The sequence below is a fragment of the Dellaglioa sp. CoH-57-MRSF-17 genome, from assembly GCF_056782015.1.
Window position 1 is genome coordinate 1 of the sequence record NZ_JBXAXY010000004.1, and the last position, 19,618, is coordinate 19,618.

Sequence of the window (19,618 nt, forward strand, 5' to 3'; positions counted from 1 at the left end):
TGTCTCCGATTGAATATCGAAAACATACCGACCAGATGATCGCTTAATATTTACTCCAACTTTTGGGGTTCACTTCAGAACCTGCTTAATCACTTTTTTGTTTAGACATTTTGTTCAAATGAAAGTTCAATTAAATATTTATCATGATGTGTCAGATACACGGTTGTTACCCAGACGTCCATATAGTCAGGGATGGAATGATCTAATTTATCGTTAAAGTAATCTAATAAATCACCGTGTTTTGAAACGAAATCATCAGTGAGACGATTAACAGTTAGTTTATCTGGTAAAAAATAAATATCAGCATCAGCTACTTTGACGCTTCCTGGTATGACGAGGGTTATTGAATTAGTATAGGTCAAGCGTGAAAAGAAAACGTCTTCTGGATGTCGTCTGACATAAGATAAGACGAAGAATATAGAATCTGAATTACTAGCCATAAGTGACACTCCCCATCTAAATGATTTACTTCATTATACCAATTTAAACGAAAATGTTTTGATTTATTTTATTATAGTCGTAGACAGACTAAATTTAAAAATATATTTTAGGTTTTTACTTAGGTAAAATCTTAATGGTAGCGTATACTTGAAGGTACAAATATAAACCATTTTATGGAGGTGCAGGCGATGAAGACAGTTCATTTTTATTTAGTAAGACATGGTCAAACACGATTGAACAGATTAAAGAGGCTACAAGGCGTGACTAATTCTCGTCTGACACACAAGGGGCGAGAGGCAGCTAGAAATTTGGGAACACAATTAAAAGATGTCTATTTTGAAGCCGTGTACACAAGTGACTTAAAACGAACGCAAGATACTGCGGACTTTATTCTTGAAAAGCATGACTCTTCGTTTGAATTTCAACCATTAAGAGGACTTCGAGAAGTCGATTTTGGTCGACTAGAAGAGATGAAAAATAAAGATTTAATTCCAATGCTTGTTAAAAAATTTGGTTTTTTTAAAGTGAGTCAGGCCGTTTTAGGGCATAATCGCTTTAGAAACTTAGTAAATATGTTCGCAGAGCTTGAAGGAACTAGCCAAGCTGAAACATATGATAAGATGACTAGTCGAATAATTGATACATTAACGGATATTGGGAATCAGTACCAGACGCAGGGAGGAAATATTTTAATTGTGTCTCATGGTCTTGTGTTATCAAGTTTTATCGACAGCTTAGAAAAAAATCAACTTCCAACGATGCTCTTGAAGAATGCTAGTGTTAGTAACGTTGATTTTAAAAAAGGTAAATTTACAATTGTGAAGATTAATCAAAAGGGGTGATTACGATTGCTATATCCTAAAACGATAAATAAAATTCGACAGTTAGTTAATGATGGTATTGTTCCTGGTGCTTCATATGGGGTTATCCATCATAATACAATTAGCAATCAAAACTATTTGGGATATTCGCAATTAGTCCCTGAAACTGAACAATTAGCTGACAATGCACTTTACGACGTTGCATCACTAACTAAAGTGATAGGAACAACAACTCTTATTTTAAAATTACAAGAAGAGGGTCGTTTGAATGTTGATGATTCCGTAAAAAAATACCTACCAAATTATCAGGACGAACGGGTGACTTTACGGCATATGTTGACGCATACGGCAGATTTTCAAGGGTATATTAAAAATCGAAATCAATTATCGGAACCAGATTTAAAACAAGCACTATTCGGACTAAGTAATGGTGAAAATCTTGGAAAAAAAGTTATTTATAGTGATATCGGACTAATTTTTTTAGGATATATTATTGAAAGTATTTTAAAAATTCCTGTTCAGCAAGCATTGCAGCAAGAAGTCTTAAATCCCTTAGGATTAACTGATAGTACTTTTAGTCCAAATATCTCAAGAAGTGTTCCAACTGAGATTATTCCTGACTTAGGTCTTTTAAAGGGTATTGTTCATGACCCCAAAGCACGGATTTTAAAAGAACATTGTGGATCGGCAGGGTTATTTTCCACTGTATCCGACTTATTACGATTTATGCAGTGGTTTATGTCAGATGGTCCTGAACGTCCAGTATTACGGCCGGAGACGACGCAAATGTTATTCTCAGATCAAACACCTACAAGAAGCTTGGGTCGTTCACTTGGCTGGGATCTTCGTGGAGATGGCGATTGCTTATCTGTCTATCATACTGGTTATACAGGAACATTTATAATAATGGATCAATCCATGCAAGACGGGTTGGTTGTCTTAACGAATAGGGTACATCCGACGAGTGATAATAGTCTCTATTTGGTAAAACGAGATGAAATTATAGAAAGCTTTTTAACGGAAAAAGCTGGATTGTAACCGATTAACATTCAAAAATGTAACCGCTTATGATAAAATAAACCAATAATATGTTTAACGAAGGAGAGAGCAACTAATGACAGAACCTTTATTCTTAAAACCTGTATTACAAGAAAAAATTTGGGGTGGTGATCATCTTAAAACGGTCTTTGGATATGATATTCCAAGTAATCATACTGGTGAACTTTGGGCTATTTCCGCACACTCACATGGCCCAAGTACTGTTTTGAATGGTCCATTTGCTGGCAAAACATTGAATGAAGTCTGGGATTCAAATCGTGAAGTTTTTGGTAATGCTAAAGGGGATGTTTTTCCACTTCTAACTAAAATTTTAGATGCTAATCAAGATTTATCAGTTCAAGTACATCCGGATGATACTTATGCAATGCAACATGAGCATGAACTTGGTAAAACAGAATGTTGGTATGTTATTTCAGCCGAACCTGGGGCAGAACTTATTTATGGGCACCATGCTAAAACACGTGAAGAATTAGCGGAAATGATTCATGACGAAAGATGGGATGATTTATTTACGCATGTACCTGTTAAAGCGGGAGATTTCTTTTATGTTCCTAGTGGTACAATTCATGCCATTGGTTCTGGTGTGATGGTCCTTGAAACGCAACAAAGTAGTGATACAACATATCGTGTTTACGATTTTGACCGTGTGGATGCAACAACGGGTAAGAAGCGTGACTTGCATATTCAACAATCGATTGATGTTACTAATGTGCCTAATAAAGTTCCTGAACTCGATATTCAAACAAAAATGGTCGGGGATGCCAAAGTAACAACCTTTGTTAAAACACCATTCTTTAGTGTTTATGAATGGTTGATTTCAAACGGATCAGCAAATTTTAAAAGAACAGTCGCACCTTATACTCTTGTTTCAGTTTTAAAAGGTGAAGGTCAGATTAAAGTCGATGATAAAATATATGATTTAAAAATGGGTATGCATTTTATTTTACCAAACGAAGTTAAAGAATGGACAATTACAGGTGATATGCAAATTATTGCATCAGAACCTGGAGAAAAAGCATAAAAAAATAAAGATTCAAACAATAATATACTATTGTTTGAATCTTTATTTTTTTACTAAAATGTTGGTTCGATAACGAGTGCTTCTTGTTGACTAAAATCAACATCTGGATATTTACGATGCAACGCAAGCAGTAGTAGACGTTTAGCTAATTCACCATTTCTTGTTAAGATTGGGCCATGGAAATATGAACCAAAAACGTTTTTGTAAATGACACCTTCTGAAGCATCACTACCATTATTACCTTTACCTTTTAACACTTTACCAAGTGGTCGTTCATCTTTACCGAGGAAGGTCATCCCGTTATGATTTTCAAAACCATGGTAAGTTTCACCGGTATCTTCATTTTGAATCGTAATATCTCCGATAAAACGATTGTCATCTTGTGTCTCTGTATAATGACTCATTGCACCAATGCCAGGAATTTTTTCACCATCAGCACCGACATAATATTGACCAAGTAATTGGTAACCGCCACAAATTGCGAGGAGGGGACCGTTATCTTCAATATAGTCGGTTAAGGCCTCTTTTTTGTCTTGAATATCTTTTGAGACAATTTTTTGTTCGAAATCTTGTCCACCACCAAAGAAAGTTAAGTCAAAATGATCTTTGTCAAAAGGTTGATCTAAACTGATGACTTCAGTTTGTAAGTCAGTATCCATTTGCTTGGCATAATATTCTAACACCAATAGGTTACCAACATCACCATAAGTATTTAATAAGTCACCATATAAATGGGCGACGTTTAAATGATATTTTGCCATTATTACATGCCCTCCTTGATATAACCATCATTAGCGAGTGATTTACGTAACTGTAAAACAGCTGTATAAGTGGCTAAAACGTAAATATGTTTTGTGGGGAAGGTTTTAAGTTGTTCGATAACTTTAGCAATGTCAGGTTCTTTAATTAATTGTTCATCTTTGACACCAGCGACCTTAAAACGGAATGAAACATCTTTATAACGTTCACCACCCGTCATGAATTGAGGAATGTTCATTTGTGTTAATTGTTCGAAATTCCCATCCCAAATCCAACTGGTATCAATACCATCTGCGTAATTTGCATTTAATAAGAAGGCCAACGAGAATGGTTCTGTATCTGTTGCAATCATATCTAGTACCTGATCGAGGCCAACTGGATTTTTAACTAAAACTAAGGTAATGTCTTTGTCTTCAACATGGATGACTTCTTGTCGACCAAAGACTTGCTCATCGTCTTCACTTAATGTATTACTAATTGTTGCAGGACCAACATTGAAGACACGACCAACTGCATAAGCAGCAAGGGCGTTGTAGATGTTATATAAACCGCCGACATGAATTTCCATGGGTTGTCCATCAACTATAAAGTGAGATGATGTGGGTGTTTGTTCTAAAAGTGATGTTAATTGGTAGTCTAATTTTGGACGACTAAAATGACAGTTTGGACAATAATATTTCCCGAGATTAGCATACGTACGGGTTTTATAATGTAAGATATGTTGACAAACTGGACAAAGAATCCCATCAGTATTCGTAGGTGCTAAACTTTCTGTTTCCTCTTCATGATTAAAACCGTAGAAAACAAAAGGATTTGGTAATTCAATTGAATGGAAAATGGGTGCATCACCATTTGCAATAATTGTTGCATTGGGTGCTAATTTAATCCCATCAATAATTTTTTTGTAAGTTGTATAAATTTCACCGTAGCGGTCCATTTGATCACGGAAAATATTTGTTAGAACAAATGCTTTAGGCGTGATGTATTGGGTTACTTTAATGACATTTGCTTCATCAACCTCAAGAACAGCAAGAGGACGCTCATTTTTTTTGCGCTTATCCGTTAGAAATGCTGTGATAATACCTTGTTCCATATTTGATCCAGCAGAGTTTGTTAAGATATGGTCATATTTAGCACCTAAAACCTTAACTGTTAAGGCGGTTGTTAAGGTTTTACCGTTGGTTCCAGTGATGACAATAACGTCATAATTAGCACCTAATGTTTTTAAAATTTCTGGATCTAACGCGGCAGTTATTTTGCCGGGTAGAGAGCTACCACCTTTTAGAAAGGTGTGCAAAAACCAATATGATGATTTCCCTGCGACAGTTGCTATTGAGCTTTTTATCGTCATTAAAATATCCTCCGTTTACAGAAAATTGACTACATAGGATAGAATCCACGTCATAGCCTACTTTACTGAATTTATATTATGTCTATAATAGCATAATTACAAAATTCTACATATAAAATGCCTAATATTAAGAAAAAATTTTTATTTAATGAAATCCAAGCTTAAATCGGATATACTTAAAGACGGAAATCTGAAAAACAGAAGAGGTTTATTATGGCGCAATTATTTTTTAAATACGGTGCAATGAATAGTGGTAAGACAATTGAAATCTTAAAAGTTGCGCATAATTATGAAGAACAAAATAAATCAGTTATTATTTTAACAAGTGGTGTGGATGACAGGGATGGTGTTGGATTTGTTTCAAGTCGAATTGGATTGAAACGTGAGGCGACACCTATTTTTGAAGAAACAAATGTCTTTGATTTAGTTCAACAGACTAATTCAAATGCTGCTTGTGTTTTAATAGACGAATCACAATTTCTAAAACAAGCACATATTATTCAATTAGCTAAAATTGTGGATGAATTAAATATTCCAGTTATGGCTTTTGGGTTAAAGAATGATTTTAAAAACGAATTGTTTGAAGGATCAAAATATTTATTATTATATGCTGACAAGATTGAAGAAATGAAAACAATTTGCTGGTTTTGTCATAAAAAGGCCATCATGAATTTACGTATTCATGATGGTAAACCTGTATATGCTGGCGAACAAATTTTAATAGGTGGTAATGAAGATTATTATCCAGTATGTCGTAAACATTATAACAATCCGTTGATGACACAATTACAATAATCAGATAGACTAGAAAGATAAAGAATTAAGAGGAGACAATATAAAATGGATGAAATGTATGATCAATTACAATCAGTTGATGATCGCTATGAAGAATTAGGCGAATTATTGTCTGATCCTGAGATTATTTCAAATAATAATCGGTTTATGGAATTATCAAAAGAAATGGCAAGTATCCGCGAAACAGTTGAGAAATATCGCCAATATAAAGTTGTTGTTCAAGAACTTGCAGATGCTGAAGAAATGCTAGGCGAAAATTTAGATTCTGAAATGGCTGAAATGGCTAAAGAAGAATTATCTGACGCAAAGAAAGCAAAAGCAGCTTTAGAAGAAGAAATTAAGGTACTATTAATTCCTAAGGATCCTAATGATGATAAAAATATTATCATGGAAATTCACGGCGCTGCCGGTGGGGATGAAGCTAGTTTATTTGCTGCAGATTTATTCTCAATGTATTCTAAATACGCTGAGAAGCAAGGTTGGACTGTTGAAATTGTGGATAAAAATGTGACTGAAGTCGGTGGTTTTAAAGAAATTGTCCTGTTGATTAATGGTGATAGTGTCTTTTCTAAGCTGAAATATGAAAGTGGTGCACATCGAGTTCAACGAATTCCATCAACAGAATCAGCTGGACGTGTGCATACTTCTACTGCAACAGTAGGTGTTATGCCTGAAGCAGAAGATGTTGAAATTGAAATTGATGCAAAAGATATTAGAACGGATGTTTATCGTTCTTCTGGTGCCGGTGGACAACATGTTAATAAGACATCATCTGCTGTCCGAATGACCCATTTACCAACAAACATTGTTGTAGCTATGCAAGATGAACGTTCACAACAACAAAATCGTGAAAAAGCTATGAAAATTTTGAAGGCTCGAGTTTATGATTTCTATTCACAACAAGAACAAAGTGCTTACAATGAAAATAGAAAATCAGCTGTTGGATCAGGGGACCGTTCAGAACGAATTAGAACTTATAATTTCCCTCAAAATCGTGTGACTGATCATCGAATTGGATTATCATTGAATAAATTAGATCGTGTTATGAATGGTGAACTTGAAGAAGTAATCGATTCATTGATTTTATATGATCAAACACAAAAAATGGAAAAGTTGCAAGAAAATGACTAATCCAACCTACTATGAAGCCTTGAAATGGGCTTCTTTGTGTATAGAGGAACATAAGTTAGAAGTTGAAAGTGGTCAGTGGTTATTATTAGAGCGACTAAGCTGGTCAACGACTGATTTATTAATGAATTATCAAACAAAAATGCCAAAAAATGAGTGGCAACAATATCAGATAGATATTCAGCAATTTTGTGATGGAATGCCGGCACAATACATTATTGGTCATGCCTACTTTTTTGGTATGCAATTGAAAGTGACCGAAGCAACCCTTATTCCGAGACCTGAGACGGAAGAATTGGTAGAATGGATGTTGGAGACATTGCCTGCTAATGAGAAGTTGGTAATTGCTGATATTGGAACCGGTTCTGGAGCAATTGCGATTGCTTTAAAACAACAGCGACCAAATTGGCAAATCTTTGCAAGTGATATTTCTAAAGAAGCAATTACGGTTGCCAAAAAAAATGCACAAGCACAGCAAGTTGATGTAACATTTTTGATTGGAGATTTAACAGAACCTATTCATGAATTGAAAGTGGATGTCATCGTGTCTAATCCACCATACATTGCCGAAAATGAGCGAGATGTGATGGATAAAAGTGTGATTGAACATGAACCGCAAGTCGCATTATTTGCAGCTGAAAATGGTCTAATCTTGTATCGAAGAATGATAGAAGAGGTGGCTCGCTTCACGCAAAAACCAAGAGATATTTTCTTTGAAATAGGGTATCAACAAGAAAACGCCGTGATAAAGATGTTAACAAACGCATTTGAAAATGCAGTTTTAATAGAAGGAAAAAAAGATAGTTTTGATAATCAAAGAATGATTCACGCAAAATTATAAAAGGGGTGTTGAGTTAATGGAAACAATTATTTATCAACCTAATGAAATAGAAACTGCTGCAGAGTTATTAAAGCAAGGACAATTGATCGCATTCCCAACTGAAACAGTGTACGGATTGGGTGCCGATGCGACAAATGAAGAGGCAGTCAAACAAGTGTATGCTGCAAAAGGTCGACCAAGTGATAATCCACTAATCGTACACGTTGCCGATGTAGAGACAGTTCGGGAATATGCACAACCACTTACTGCCAATGTGGAAAAGTTAATTAAAACATTTTGGCCGGGTTCATTGACGCTTATCCTTAAATTAAAAGCAGGAGCTCTTTCAAAGACTGTTACAGGCGGTTTAGAAACTGCAGCCTTTAGAATGCCAGATAACAAAGTTACATTAGATTTTATTATTAAGTCGGGCGTTCCAATTGTTGGCCCTTCAGCTAATACTTCAGGTAAACCTAGTCCAACAATGGCAGAACATGTTGCTCATGATTTGAATGGTAAAATTGCTGGTATCATTGATGATGGGCAAACAAAAGTAGGGGTGGAGTCAACTGTCTTAGACATGAGTACAGATGAACCAACAATTTTGAGACCTGGAGCAGTTACTCAGTCACAAATTGAGGATGTAATTGGACACGTTAGTGATGATACACATGAAGTTGCCGAAGGAGAAACGCCAAAAGCACCTGGGATGAAGTATCGACATTATGCACCAAGAGCACAAGTTGTGATTGTTGATTCAACACAAAATTGGTCAGATATTTTAGACTGGGTCGCTAAACAAGATATTGCAATCGGATTAATGGCAAAAGAAGGTCAAATTGATACGGATCAGATACCTAAGAATAGTGGCTATTCTTCTTTAGGAAAAACAATTGAATCAGCAAGCCAATCACTTTTTGACGGTTTACGCTACTTCGATGACAACCCTAATGTTCAAATGATTTTAGTTGAAGGGTTTGATAAAAAGGGATTGGGTGTTGCTTACATGAACCGTCTTGAAAAAGCAGCAAGTAGCCAAAATATTGTTGAACTTATGGATGCTGAAAAAGTGAAATATAAACAACAGGATAAAGAATTGTGGGATGCAATCGCTCATGAAGAAAAACGCCAAGAGGACAATATTGAATTAATTGCGTCTGAAAATATCGTTTCTGATGCTGTACGTGCTGCACAAGGTAGCGTGTTAACCAATAAGTATGCTGAAGGGTATCCTAATAAGCGTTACTACGGTGGTTGTGAGTATATTGATGTAGTTGAACAATTAGCTATTGATCGTGCTAAGGCACTATTCCATGCTGAATATGCCAATGTACAACCACATTCTGGTTCACAAGCTAATATGGCCGTTTACCAGGCATTTTTAGAACCTCAAGATAAGATTTTAGGAATGAAATTAAACGATGGTGGACATTTAACGCATGGTTCACCAGTAAATTTCTCAGGTGAATTGTACAATTTTGTTAGTTATGGTGTTGATTCTAAAACAGAACGTTTAAATTATGATGCTATTCGAGAGATAGCACTTAAAGAAAAACCTAAAATGATTATTGCTGGAGCCTCAGCTTATAGTCGAATGATCGACTTTACAAAATTTAGAGCAATCGCTGATGAAGTTGGCGCCTATTTAATGGTAGATATGGCTCATATTGCTGGTCTTGTAGCTACTGGACTGCATCCAAATCCCGTAGATGTAGCTGATGTTGTTACGACAACAACGCATAAAACGTTACGTGGCCCTCGTGGTGGAATGATTCTTGCTAAAGAAAAATATGCTAAAAAACTAAACTCGGCAGTTTTCCCTGGTACACAGGGTGGCCCACTTGAACACGTAATTGCTGGGAAAGCGGCAGCATTCTATGAGGCAGCGCAACCAGCATTTACGGCGTATATGTATCAAGTTGTTCAGAATTCACAAGCAATGGCTGGCGTATTTGCACAGTCAGATTTAGTGAGAGTTATTTCTGGTGGAACTGATAATCACTTAATGAACTTAGATGTAACACCTTCTGGGTTAAATGGAAAAGAAGTTCAAAACTTATTAGATCGTGTTCATATTACTGTGAATAAAAATACAATTCCAAATGAATCATTGAGCCCATTTAAAACGTCTGGAATTCGAATTGGAACGCCAGCAATTTCTACTCGTGGGTTTGACAGCGAAGACGTAAAAGTGATTGCAATTCTAATTCTATACGCAATTCAATTTCACGATGATGACGATAAATTAGCCGAAATTGGTTCGCAAGTTTTAGCATTATCTAAAAAGCATCCTATTTCACAAATTAAATACGTTTAAGACTAGTATTTTAGGTAATAATTCGCTAAAATAGAATAGACTAAATTTAAGGGAGTGTTTCGTAATGGGCAAATTTCAAGTGATGGACCATCCGTTAATTCAACACAAATTAACGATTATACGTGATAAGAACTGTGGTACAAAAGAATTTAGAGAAGTTGTTAATGAAATTGCTGAACTAATGGTATATGATGTTTCTCGCGATTTTGCTTTAGAAGATGTTATCGTTGAAACACCTATGGGTAAAACAACACAAAAAACATTGGCTGGTAAGAAAATTGCTATTATTCCTATTTTAAGAGCTGGTTTAGGGATGGTTGATGGTATTTTGGAATTATTACCAGCAGCTAAAGTTGGACATATTGGTATGTACCGTGATGAAACAACATTCCAACCAACAGAATATTTTGTAAAAATGCCTGAAGATATTGCTAGTCGTGATCTTCTTGTAGTAGACCCAATGCTTGCTACTGGTGGTTCTGCTATTATGGCAGTTGATGCATTGAAGAAGCGCGGCGCAAAGACAATTAAGTTTGTTTGTCTTGTTGCGGCTCCAGAAGGTGTTGCAGCTTTACGTGAAAAACATCCTGATATTGATATTTATACAGCAGCACTTGATGATCACTTGAATGAAGATGGCTACATTGTCCCAGGTTTGGGCGATGCAGGTGATCGATTGTTTGGTACGAAATAAATTAAATGAATGGCCCTTAGAATGCTTATGCGTAAGCCGTCTAGGTGTCATTTTTTTTAATGTGAAAAAAAACTCAAAATAAGTCAGAATTTCTTTTGTATTTTATTTCAATTGGTGGTATGATTTCTTTTGTAATTGGAGAATATTTATAAAGTTATTCTCTTTAATTTATACCGTTTTATACGGTCAAATAAAAGTTTGGAAAGAGGTGAAATTCTGTGGATGGAGATGCTTTCGTTGTGAATTTTTATGGCCTACCTTTCAATATTACGAATGTCGTTTCCGGTTTACTTGCATGTGTGATTGTCGCGATGATAGCTATTGTATTATCGAGAAGACTGACCATGAAACCGACTGGTAGACAAAATGTTTTGGAATGGCTCATTGATTTCACCAATGGGATTGTTAAAAGCGCAATGCCAGGAAAAGAAGGTAAGAAGTTTAATTTATTAGCATTTACGTTATTCTTATTTATCTTTGTATCTAACCAAATGGGTTTATTTTTACAAATAGGTTTTGGCGACAAGACGTTGATTAAAAGTCCAACGTCGAGTCCGCTAACGACACTAACGTTTGCATTTTTGATTCTGCTATTATCACATTTTATGGGTGTTATTCAATTCGGATTTAAGGGATATATTAAAAATTCCTATTTGAGTCCAGTTGCATTTCTTTTACCTATTAACTTGATTGAAGAATTTACAAATTTGCTAACATTAGCTCTTCGTTTGTACGGAAACATTTACGCTGGGGAAGTATTATTAACGTTAATTGGTGGTGCAGTTTCTATGGGCCCATTAATGACTATCGTGGCTTTACCAGTTGAAATGATCTGGCAAGGATTCTCTCTGTTTATCGGAAGTATCCAAGCTTACGTATTCGTAACATTGTCAATGGTTTATATCGGTGGAAAAGTACAAAAAGAATAAAACAAGATATCTAAGGAGGAAACAATTATTATGGGATTATTAGCAGCAGGTATTGCAGCTGGTTTAGCCGCTGTCGCAACAGGTATTGGTAATGGTTTAGTTATTTCTAAAACAATCGAAGGTATGGCTCGCCAACCAGAATTATCTGGTCAATTACGTTCAACAATGTTTATTGGTGTTGGTTTGATTGAAGCCGTTCCTATTATTGCTATCGTTATTTCATTCTTATTGATGGCTAAATAATTTTTGAAATTAAGTTTGATTCTTCGTTGATACAACGAAATATATTAATTTTAAAAAGGAGGTGTCAATAGATGTTTTCAGATTTAGTTTTCGGTGCAGTTGGTAATTTTCAAACTGGTGATTTCTTATTCTATATTATTTCGTTTGTTATTTTGATGTTAATCATCAAACACTTTGCATGGGGTCCTGTCACAAAAATGATGAGTGACCGTGCAGATAAAATTGCAAATGATTTAGATTCTGCTGAAGATTCAAGAAAAAAAGCCGATATTTTGGCAACTGAACGACAAGACCAATTAGATAATTCACGTCAAGAAGCATCTGAAATTGTTAGTCGTGCAAAAGATAACGGTAAAAAGCAACATGATGATATCGTTTCTGGAGCTCAAGATGAAGCAACGACGTTGAAACAAAATGCTGTTAAAGATATTGAACAAGAACGCCAAGAAGTATTGAGTAGCGTTCAAAGTGATGTCGCTGAATTATCTATTGAAATTGCTTCTAAGATTATTCAAAAAGAATTAAATGAGAATGATCAAAAAAACTTAATCAATTCTTATATTGAAGGGTTGGTAAAGTAAAATGAAATTAGATAAGGCAACCGTTGCCAATCGTTACGGTGAAGCCATCTTTGAAATTGCTGATGAACAAGGTAATATTGTTGCCTTTTCTGAAGAATTAGAGGAAGTTAGACAAGTTTTTCTTGCTAATCCACAATTGAGTGAAGTGCTTGTTGATGCACGTCTTAATTTGTTAGAAAAGCAAGACCTTGTTAAGGTCTTACTCAAAGATGCATCTCCAATTATTGCAAACGTTATCCAAATGGTCTTTGATTATGGTCGAATGGGTGATATGGTTGGAATAATTGAAGAATTCGAACGATTATGCGATGTTAAAGAAAAAATTGTACATGCAACCGTTACAACTGCAATTGAGCTTGATGATAGTCAATTAACGAAATTATCAAGTAAGTTTGCAGAAAGAATCGGTGCAAATAAGATAGTATTTAACAATATTATTGATGAAAAAATTATTGGTGGCGTTATTATTGAAGCCAATAATCAGATTTTTGATGGATCAATTTCATCAAAAATCAACAAAGTAAAACGATTATTAGCGGAGTAACATATTAAAGTAGTTAAGAGGTGAACCTTGTATGAGCATTAAAGCTGAAGAAATCAGTGCTTTAATTAAAGAACAATTGGAACAATATAAAGACGAACTTATCGTTGATGAAGTAGGTACCGTTACTTATGTTGGTGATGGTATTGCTCGTGCACACGGTTTGGATAACGCTTTATCAGGAGAATTGTTAGAATTTTCTGACGGTACTTATGGTATGGCTCAAAATCTAGAAACAAACGATGTTGGTATCGTTATTTTAGGTGGCTATGAAGGTATCCGTGAAGGCGACGTTGTCAAACGTACGGGTAGAATCATGGAAGTTCCTGTTGGTGAAGAACTTATCGGACGTGTTGTTAATCCTTTAGGCCAACCCATCGATGGTAAAGGTGATCTTAAGACAAACAAAACTCGTCCAGTCGAAAAAAAGGCTCCAGGAGTTATGGATCGTAAGTCAGTTGATCAACCTTTACAAACTGGACTTAAAGCTATTGATGCTTTAGTTCCAATTGGCCGTGGACAACGTGAATTGATTATTGGTGATCGTAAGACTGGTAAAACATCAGTTGCTATTGATACGATTTTAAATCAAAAAGATCAAGACATGATTTGTATCTATGTTGCTATTGGACAAAAAGAATCAACTGTTAGCGCACAAGTGGAAACGTTACGTCGATTAGGCGCAATGGACTACACAATTGTCGTTAGTGCTGGTCCTGCTTCTCCCGCACCATTATTATGGTTAGCTCCATATACTGGTTCAGCAATGGGTGAAGAATTCATGTATAACGGTAAACATGTCTTGATTGTATTTGATGATTTATCAAAACAAGCAACGGCTTACCGTGAACTGTCATTAATTTTGAGACGTCCGCCGGGTCGTGAAGCTTATCCTGGTGATGTTTTCTACTTACATTCACGTTTACTTGAACGTGCAGCTAAGTTAAGTGATGAATTGGGTGGTGGTTCAATGACTGCTCTTCCATTTATCGAAACACAGGCTGGTGATGTTTCTGCATATATTCCTACTAACGTAATTTCGATTACTGATGGTCAAATTTTCTTGGATAGTGATTTATTCTATTCAGGTACTCGTCCAGCTATTGATGCTGGTACATCAGTTTCTCGTGTTGGTGGGTCAGCTCAAATTAAAGCAATGAAGAAAGTTGCCGGAAGCCTTCGTTTGGCTCTTGCATCATTCCGAGAATTAGAATCATTTTCTCAATTTGGTTCTGATTTAGATGCCGCAACACAAGCTAAATTAAATCGTGGACATCGTACGGTTGAAGTACTTAAACAACCATTACACAAGCCATTAGTTGTTGAAAAACAAGTTTTAATTTTATATGCATTAACACATGGATTCTTGGATTCAGTTCCTGTTGATGATATTCTTCGTTTTGAAGGTGAAATTTTTGATTTCTTTGATAATAATCATAGTGATCTTTTAAATCACATCAAAGAAACAGGTAATTTACCTGACGAAGATAAATTTGATGCTGCAATCAAAGACTTTTCAGAAGGTTTCCAAGTAACTCCTGAAAAAGCGTAAACTAAAAGTAAATGAAAGATGGTGAGAATTAATGGGTGCTTCATTAATGGAAGTAAAGCGTCGAATCGTTTCAACTAAGAAAACGGGACAAATAACTGGCGCAATGCAAGTTGTTTCGACTGCTAAGTTAAGCCAAATTCAGCGTCATACTCAAAGTTATCAGATATATGCTTCTAAAATTAGAAGTGTCATTACCCATCTTGCCCAATCTCACCTTTTAGATGCTAAAGCTGGAAAATCAAAGCAATCATCTGAGAATGATAGTTCAAAATTTTCAGGTTTTGATATGTTACAAAAGAGACCTGTTAAAAAAAGTGGTTATTTAATTATTACTTCTGATCGTGGTTTAGTTGGTAGTTACAATAGTAACGTAATTAAACAAACATTAGATTTGATGAAGCAAAATGGCCATACTGTAGATAATGCTGTTATTATTGCTGTTGGTGGTACTGGTGCTGACTTCTTTAAAAATAGAGGATATGAGGTTGCCTACGAATACCGTGGTGTAAGTGATATTCCAACGTTTATTGAGGTTCGTGAAATCGTTAAATCAGTAGTAACAATGTATAACAGTGAAGTTTATGATGAATTATTTGTTTGTTATAATCATTTCGTTAATAGTTTACAATCGGACTTTCATTCTGAACAAATGCTTCCTATTTCAGAAGTGAATATGGATACAGATGCAGAAGGTATTGAAACGTCTAATGTGATGGGGAATGAAGATTATGATATGGAACCTTCAGGAGACGCAATTCTTGAAGTTGTTCTACCTCAGTTTGCTGAAAGCTTAGTATATGGTGCGATTTTAGATGCTAAAACAGCTGAACATGCTTCAAGTTCTACAGCAATGAAATCTGCGACAGATAATGCTAAAGATATTATTGCATCATTAGAATTAAAGTATAATCGTGCACGTCAAAGTGCTATTACAACAGAAATTACAGAAATTACTGGTGCAACAGCTGCTTTAGAGTAAAATGACAGGAGGAAATACAGAAGATGAGTCTCGGTAAAGTTGTTCAAGTTATCGGGCCCGTCGTCGATGTACAATTCTCTTTAAACGAAACCTTACCAGATATCAATAATGCGTTAAAAGTTACACGTGAAGATGGAACTGCTCTAATTATCGAAGTTACGCTTGAATTAGGTGACGGAGTTATGAGAACAATCGCCATGGATTCTACGGATGGCTTGCAACGTGGAACAGTTGTTGAAGACACAGGTGCTTCAATTTCTGTCCCTGTTGGTGAAGATACTCTTGGTCGAGTGTTTAACGTTTTAGGAGATACCATTGATGGTGGTCCTGAATTTAATAAAGATGCAGAGCGCAGTAGCATCCATAAAGATGCTCCTAAATATGATGAATTAAGTGCAAGTACTGAGGTTCTTGAAACAGGAATTAAAGTTATTGACTTGTTAGCCCCTTATATTAAAGGTGGTAAAATTGGATTATTCGGTGGTGCCGGTGTTGGTAAAACTGTTTTAATTCAAGAATTAATTCATAATATTGCTCAAGAACATAATGGTATTTCAGTGTTTACCGGTGTTGGTGAACGTACTCGTGAAGGTAATGACCTTTACTTTGAAATGAAAGAATCCGGCGTGTTAGAGAAGACAGCCATGGTGTTTGGTCAGATGAACGAGCCGCCTGGTGCCCGTATGCGTGTTGCATTGACTGGTCTTACAATTGCGGAATATTTCCGTGATGAAAAAGGACAAGATGTGCTATTGTTTATTGATAATATTTTCCGCTTTACACAAGCTGGTTCTGAAGTTTCAGCCTTATTAGGCCGTATTCCTTCAGCCGTAGGTTATCAACCAACATTAGCTACTGAAATGGGTCAATTGCAAGAACGTATCACGTCAACTAAAAAAGGTTCAGTTACATCAATTCAAGCAGTTTATGTTCCAGCTGATGATTATACTGATCCTGCTCCTGCAACGACGTTCGCCCATTTGGATGCAACAACTAACTTGGAACGTAGCTTAACGCAACAAGGTATTTACCCAGCTGTTGATCCTTTGGCTTCAACTTCAAGTGCTTTGACACCTGAAATTGTTGGAGAAGAACATTATCGTGTTGCTACGGAAGTTCAACATACGTTACAACGTTATCGTGAATTACAAGATATTATTTCTATTTTAGGTATGGATGAATTATCTGATGATGAAAAAGTAATTGTAGCACGTGCGCGTCGCATCCAATTCTTCCTTTCACAAAACTTTAATGTTGCCGAACAATTCACAGGAAAACCTGGATCATATGTACCAATTGCTGAAACAGTTCAAGGATTTAAAGATATTCTTGATGGTAAATATGATTCACTTCCTGAAGATGCTTTCAATGGTGTCGGCCCAATCGAAGATGTTATTGAAGCAGCAAATAAAATGGCAAAATAGGGGGTAATAACAGATGGCTGAAGATTCAGTTTTGACCGTTAGTATCGTCACTCCTGATGGTAGTGTTTATGACAATAATGCTAAAATGATTATTGTTAAAACACCCAGCGGGGAAATGGGTATTTTACCCAATCATATTCCAGTTATTGCTTCTCTTGATATTGATGCTGTCAGGGTTAAGGTAAATGATAATGAAGAAGATGAAATTGCCGTAAGTGGTGGATTCATTGAATTTTCAAAAAATGTCGCAACGGTTGTTGCAAATGCAGCAGAATGCCAAGAAGATATTGATGAAAATCGTGCACAGGCTGCTAAAAAAAGAGCTGAGCAGATGATTTCTACTGCAAAACAAACACATAATGTTGATGAACTTAAAAGATCTGAAATTGCACTTAGACGTGCAATCAATCGAATTAATATCTCTAAACATTAATACAAAAGTGGGTGCTGGATTTATTCAGTACCTTTTTTTGTATATACATATTAAATATTTCATTTTTGTTACAAATATTAGCGACAAGTGGTACAAAATATGCTATGCTTATGACGAATAAATTTTAGGAGTGTTTTGATGAATACTGTGGGAATCCAATCGCTAGTTACTTTAATGAGTCATCTAATGTTTATTGGAATTGCTTTTTGGGCAATTCAAGGGTTACGAATAGACAGGTTTTTCCCACAAAGTAGCCAACAAAGAATCAAAGTTTTAATTGTCTTATTGGCTATTTTATTAGGATATACAAGCAGTGCCTTTTTCTTAAATTTTATTGATAATGTTCGTAATTTAGTTTTTTTAGTTAAATAATAACGGGGGAATAACTTGTGGAAAAAATAATCGTCAAGGGTGGAAACTCACTCAATGGAACAGTGCATATAGAAGGCGCAAAGAATGCAGTATTGCCAATTCTAGCAGCCGGAATTTTAGCAAGTAGTGGTGAAAATACACTGTCAAATGTACCAGTTTTGTCAGATGTCTTTACAATGAATAACGTACTACGTTTTTTAAATTTAGACGTTGACTTTAATGAAGAAACTAATGAAGTTAAAATGAGTGCGACTAAAGAATTATCACCAGAAGCACCATTTGAATATGTTTCAAAAATGCGTGCTTCTATTGTTGTAATGGGACCACTTTTGGCACGACTTAAACATGCGAAGATTGCAATGCCTGGTGGGTGTGCAATAGGTTCTCGCCCAATTGATTTGCATTTAAAAGGTTTTGAAGCAATGGGTGCGCATATTGAACAATTCGATGGTTATATAGAAGCAACTGTAGATGAATTAAAGGGTGCCAACATTTATCTTGATTTTCCAAGTGTAGGTGCAACTCAGAATATTATGATGGCTGCAACATTAGCTACTGGTACAACTGTGATTGAAAATGTTGCAAGAGAACCAGAAATTGTTGATTTAGCTAATATTTTAAATAAAATGGGTGCTAAAGTACAAGGTGCTGGTACCGAAACAATTCGCATTCATGGTGTTAAGGCATTACATGGCGCTGATCATGCAGTTGTCCAAGATCGGATTGAAGCAGGGACATTCATGGTTGCTGCAGCAATGACTCAAGGTAATGTTTTAATCGAAGAGGCTATTGCGGAACACAATAAACCATTAATTTCTAAATTAGAAGAAATGGGCATTGACGTTATCCAAGAAGACAATGGTATCCGAGTAATTGGAACAGAAAAAATTAAACCAACTACAGTTAAAACATTGCCTCATCCAGGGTACCCAACTGATATGCAGCCTCAAATGACTGTCCTTCAATTAATGGCAGATGGTACAAGTATTTTAACAGAGACGGTATTCGAAAATCGTTTTATGCATCTTGAAGAATTACGACGTATGAATGCAAAATTTAAGATTGAAGGCAACTCAGTTGTCATGTATGGTCCAACTGACTTCAATGGTGCAGAAGTTGCTGCTACAGACTTAAGAGCTGCTGCAGCACTTGTGCTAGCAGGATTAGTAGCTCGTGGTTATACACAAGTTACACATCTTGAATATCTTGATCGAGGCTACTATCATTTCCATCAAAAGTTAGAAGCTTTGGGTGCTGAAATTAAACGTATCAATGATGATACACAAGATATAATTATTAAGACAGAAAATGAAGTAAAATAGAAGAAATGTCCATTTTGGACATTTTTTTATTGTATA

21 protein-coding genes and 1 pseudogene are annotated in these 19,618 nt (G+C 35.7%); 19 read left to right on the forward strand and 3 right to left on the reverse strand.

The features are described 5' to 3' along the window. Nucleotides 1–101: 101 nt before the first annotated feature. Nucleotides 102–440, reverse strand: coding sequence for a hypothetical protein (locus AC1RPJ_RS05170; RefSeq protein WP_481761632.1), 339 nt, complete (start codon nt 438–440; stop codon nt 102–104). A 189-nt stretch (nt 441–629) separates the two neighbouring features. Between AC1RPJ_RS05170 and AC1RPJ_RS05175 the strand changes: the two genes are divergently transcribed. From AC1RPJ_RS05175 to manA, 3 genes are all read left to right on the forward strand, one after another. Continuing rightward, a complete protein-coding gene (locus AC1RPJ_RS05175; RefSeq protein ID WP_409022293.1) occupies nt 630–1,283 on the forward strand; it encodes a histidine phosphatase family protein in 654 nt (217 codons plus the stop codon). A gap of 6 nt (nt 1,284–1,289) precedes the next feature. After that, the gene (locus AC1RPJ_RS05180; RefSeq protein WP_481761633.1) at nt 1,290–2,300 is read left to right on the forward strand and encodes a serine hydrolase domain-containing protein; all 1,011 of its coding nucleotides are present in this window, start codon (nt 1,290–1,292) and stop codon (nt 2,298–2,300) included. 76 nt (nt 2,301–2,376) lie between these two features. Then, a complete protein-coding gene (gene manA, locus AC1RPJ_RS05185) occupies nt 2,377–3,342 on the forward strand; it encodes a mannose-6-phosphate isomerase, class I (RefSeq protein ID WP_481761634.1) in 966 nt (321 codons plus the stop codon). Between the two features lie 53 nt (nt 3,343–3,395). Here the strand turns inward: manA and AC1RPJ_RS05190 are convergent, their stop codons facing one another. Next, nucleotides 3,396–4,103, reverse strand: a complete 708-nt coding sequence (locus AC1RPJ_RS05190; RefSeq protein WP_409022296.1) for a type 1 glutamine amidotransferase — start codon at nt 4,101–4,103, stop codon at nt 3,396–3,398. Nucleotides 4,104–4,105: 2 nt separating this feature from the next. Beyond that, nucleotides 4,106–5,452, reverse strand: a complete 1,347-nt coding sequence (locus AC1RPJ_RS05195) for a MurT ligase domain-containing protein (RefSeq protein ID WP_481761635.1) — start codon at nt 5,450–5,452, stop codon at nt 4,106–4,108. A 213-nt stretch (nt 5,453–5,665) separates the two neighbouring features. Here AC1RPJ_RS05195 and AC1RPJ_RS05200 point away from each other — a divergent pair, with 213 nt between their 5' ends. The 16 genes and pseudogenes from AC1RPJ_RS05200 to murA all read left to right on the forward strand — a co-directional run bounded on the left by AC1RPJ_RS05200 (nt 5,666) and on the right by murA (nt 19,582). Then, the gene (locus tag AC1RPJ_RS05200) at nt 5,666–6,247 is read left to right on the forward strand and encodes a thymidine kinase (protein ID WP_409022298.1); all 582 of its coding nucleotides are present in this window, start codon (nt 5,666–5,668) and stop codon (nt 6,245–6,247) included. Between the two features lie 45 nt (nt 6,248–6,292). After that, complete coding sequence (prfA, locus tag AC1RPJ_RS05205) at nt 6,293–7,378, forward strand: peptide chain release factor 1 (protein WP_409022299.1); 1,086 nt, start codon at nt 6,293–6,295, stop codon at nt 7,376–7,378. After that, on the forward strand, nt 7,371–8,216 hold the full coding sequence (gene prmC / locus AC1RPJ_RS05210; RefSeq protein ID WP_481761636.1) for a peptide chain release factor N(5)-glutamine methyltransferase: 846 nt from the start codon (nt 7,371–7,373) through the stop codon (nt 8,214–8,216). The genes prfA and prmC overlap by 8 nt, the downstream gene beginning before the upstream one ends. Before the next feature lie 16 nt (nt 8,217–8,232). After that, nucleotides 8,233–9,216, forward strand: a pseudogene (locus AC1RPJ_RS05215) (L-threonylcarbamoyladenylate synthase); the annotation flags it as partial. Nucleotides 9,217–9,249: 33 nt separating this feature from the next. After that, entirely contained in the window at nt 9,250–10,512 is a 1,263-nt protein-coding gene (gene glyA / locus AC1RPJ_RS05220; RefSeq protein WP_481761720.1) for a serine hydroxymethyltransferase, read from the forward strand. 64 nt (nt 10,513–10,576) lie between these two features. Further along, on the forward strand, nt 10,577–11,206 hold the full coding sequence (gene upp, locus AC1RPJ_RS05225; protein ID WP_409022301.1) for a uracil phosphoribosyltransferase: 630 nt from the start codon (nt 10,577–10,579) through the stop codon (nt 11,204–11,206). A 218-nt stretch (nt 11,207–11,424) separates the two neighbouring features. Continuing rightward, nucleotides 11,425–12,135 (forward strand): F0F1 ATP synthase subunit A, encoded by a 711-nt coding sequence (gene atpB / locus AC1RPJ_RS05230; RefSeq protein WP_409022302.1) that lies wholly within the window; start codon nt 11,425–11,427, stop codon nt 12,133–12,135. 30 nt (nt 12,136–12,165) lie between these two features. Continuing rightward, nucleotides 12,166–12,378 carry a F0F1 ATP synthase subunit C gene (gene atpE, locus AC1RPJ_RS05235; protein WP_409022303.1) on the forward strand — a complete coding sequence of 71 codons (213 nt, stop codon included), beginning with the start codon at nt 12,166–12,168 and terminating at the stop codon, nt 12,376–12,378. A 71-nt stretch (nt 12,379–12,449) separates the two neighbouring features. Next, nucleotides 12,450–12,959 (forward strand): F0F1 ATP synthase subunit B, encoded by a 510-nt coding sequence (gene atpF / locus AC1RPJ_RS05240; protein ID WP_409022304.1) that lies wholly within the window; start codon nt 12,450–12,452, stop codon nt 12,957–12,959. Nucleotide 12,960: 1 nt separating this feature from the next. Beyond that, on the forward strand, nt 12,961–13,503 hold the full coding sequence (gene atpH, locus AC1RPJ_RS05245) for an ATP synthase F1 subunit delta (RefSeq protein WP_481761637.1): 543 nt from the start codon (nt 12,961–12,963) through the stop codon (nt 13,501–13,503). Between the two features lie 31 nt (nt 13,504–13,534). After that, nucleotides 13,535–15,052, forward strand: a complete 1,518-nt coding sequence (atpA, locus tag AC1RPJ_RS05250) for a F0F1 ATP synthase subunit alpha (protein WP_481761638.1) — start codon at nt 13,535–13,537, stop codon at nt 15,050–15,052. A gap of 31 nt (nt 15,053–15,083) precedes the next feature. Next, the gene (locus tag AC1RPJ_RS05255) at nt 15,084–16,031 is read left to right on the forward strand and encodes a F0F1 ATP synthase subunit gamma (protein WP_481761639.1); all 948 of its coding nucleotides are present in this window, start codon (nt 15,084–15,086) and stop codon (nt 16,029–16,031) included. A 23-nt stretch (nt 16,032–16,054) separates the two neighbouring features. Then, nucleotides 16,055–17,455: a F0F1 ATP synthase subunit beta gene (atpD, locus tag AC1RPJ_RS05260; protein WP_409022308.1), complete on the forward strand. Its 1,401-nt coding sequence runs from the start codon at nt 16,055–16,057 to the stop codon at nt 17,453–17,455. Between the two features lie 13 nt (nt 17,456–17,468). Further along, nucleotides 17,469–17,888, forward strand: a complete 420-nt coding sequence (locus AC1RPJ_RS05265; RefSeq protein WP_481761640.1) for a F0F1 ATP synthase subunit epsilon — start codon at nt 17,469–17,471, stop codon at nt 17,886–17,888. Nucleotides 17,889–18,026: 138 nt separating this feature from the next. Beyond that, complete coding sequence (locus tag AC1RPJ_RS05270) at nt 18,027–18,260, forward strand: DUF1146 family protein (RefSeq protein ID WP_409022310.1); 234 nt, start codon at nt 18,027–18,029, stop codon at nt 18,258–18,260. A 17-nt stretch (nt 18,261–18,277) separates the two neighbouring features. Then, nucleotides 18,278–19,582, forward strand: a complete 1,305-nt coding sequence (gene murA, locus AC1RPJ_RS05275; RefSeq protein WP_481761641.1) for a UDP-N-acetylglucosamine 1-carboxyvinyltransferase — start codon at nt 18,278–18,280, stop codon at nt 19,580–19,582. Nucleotides 19,583–19,618: the final 36 nt, after the last annotated feature.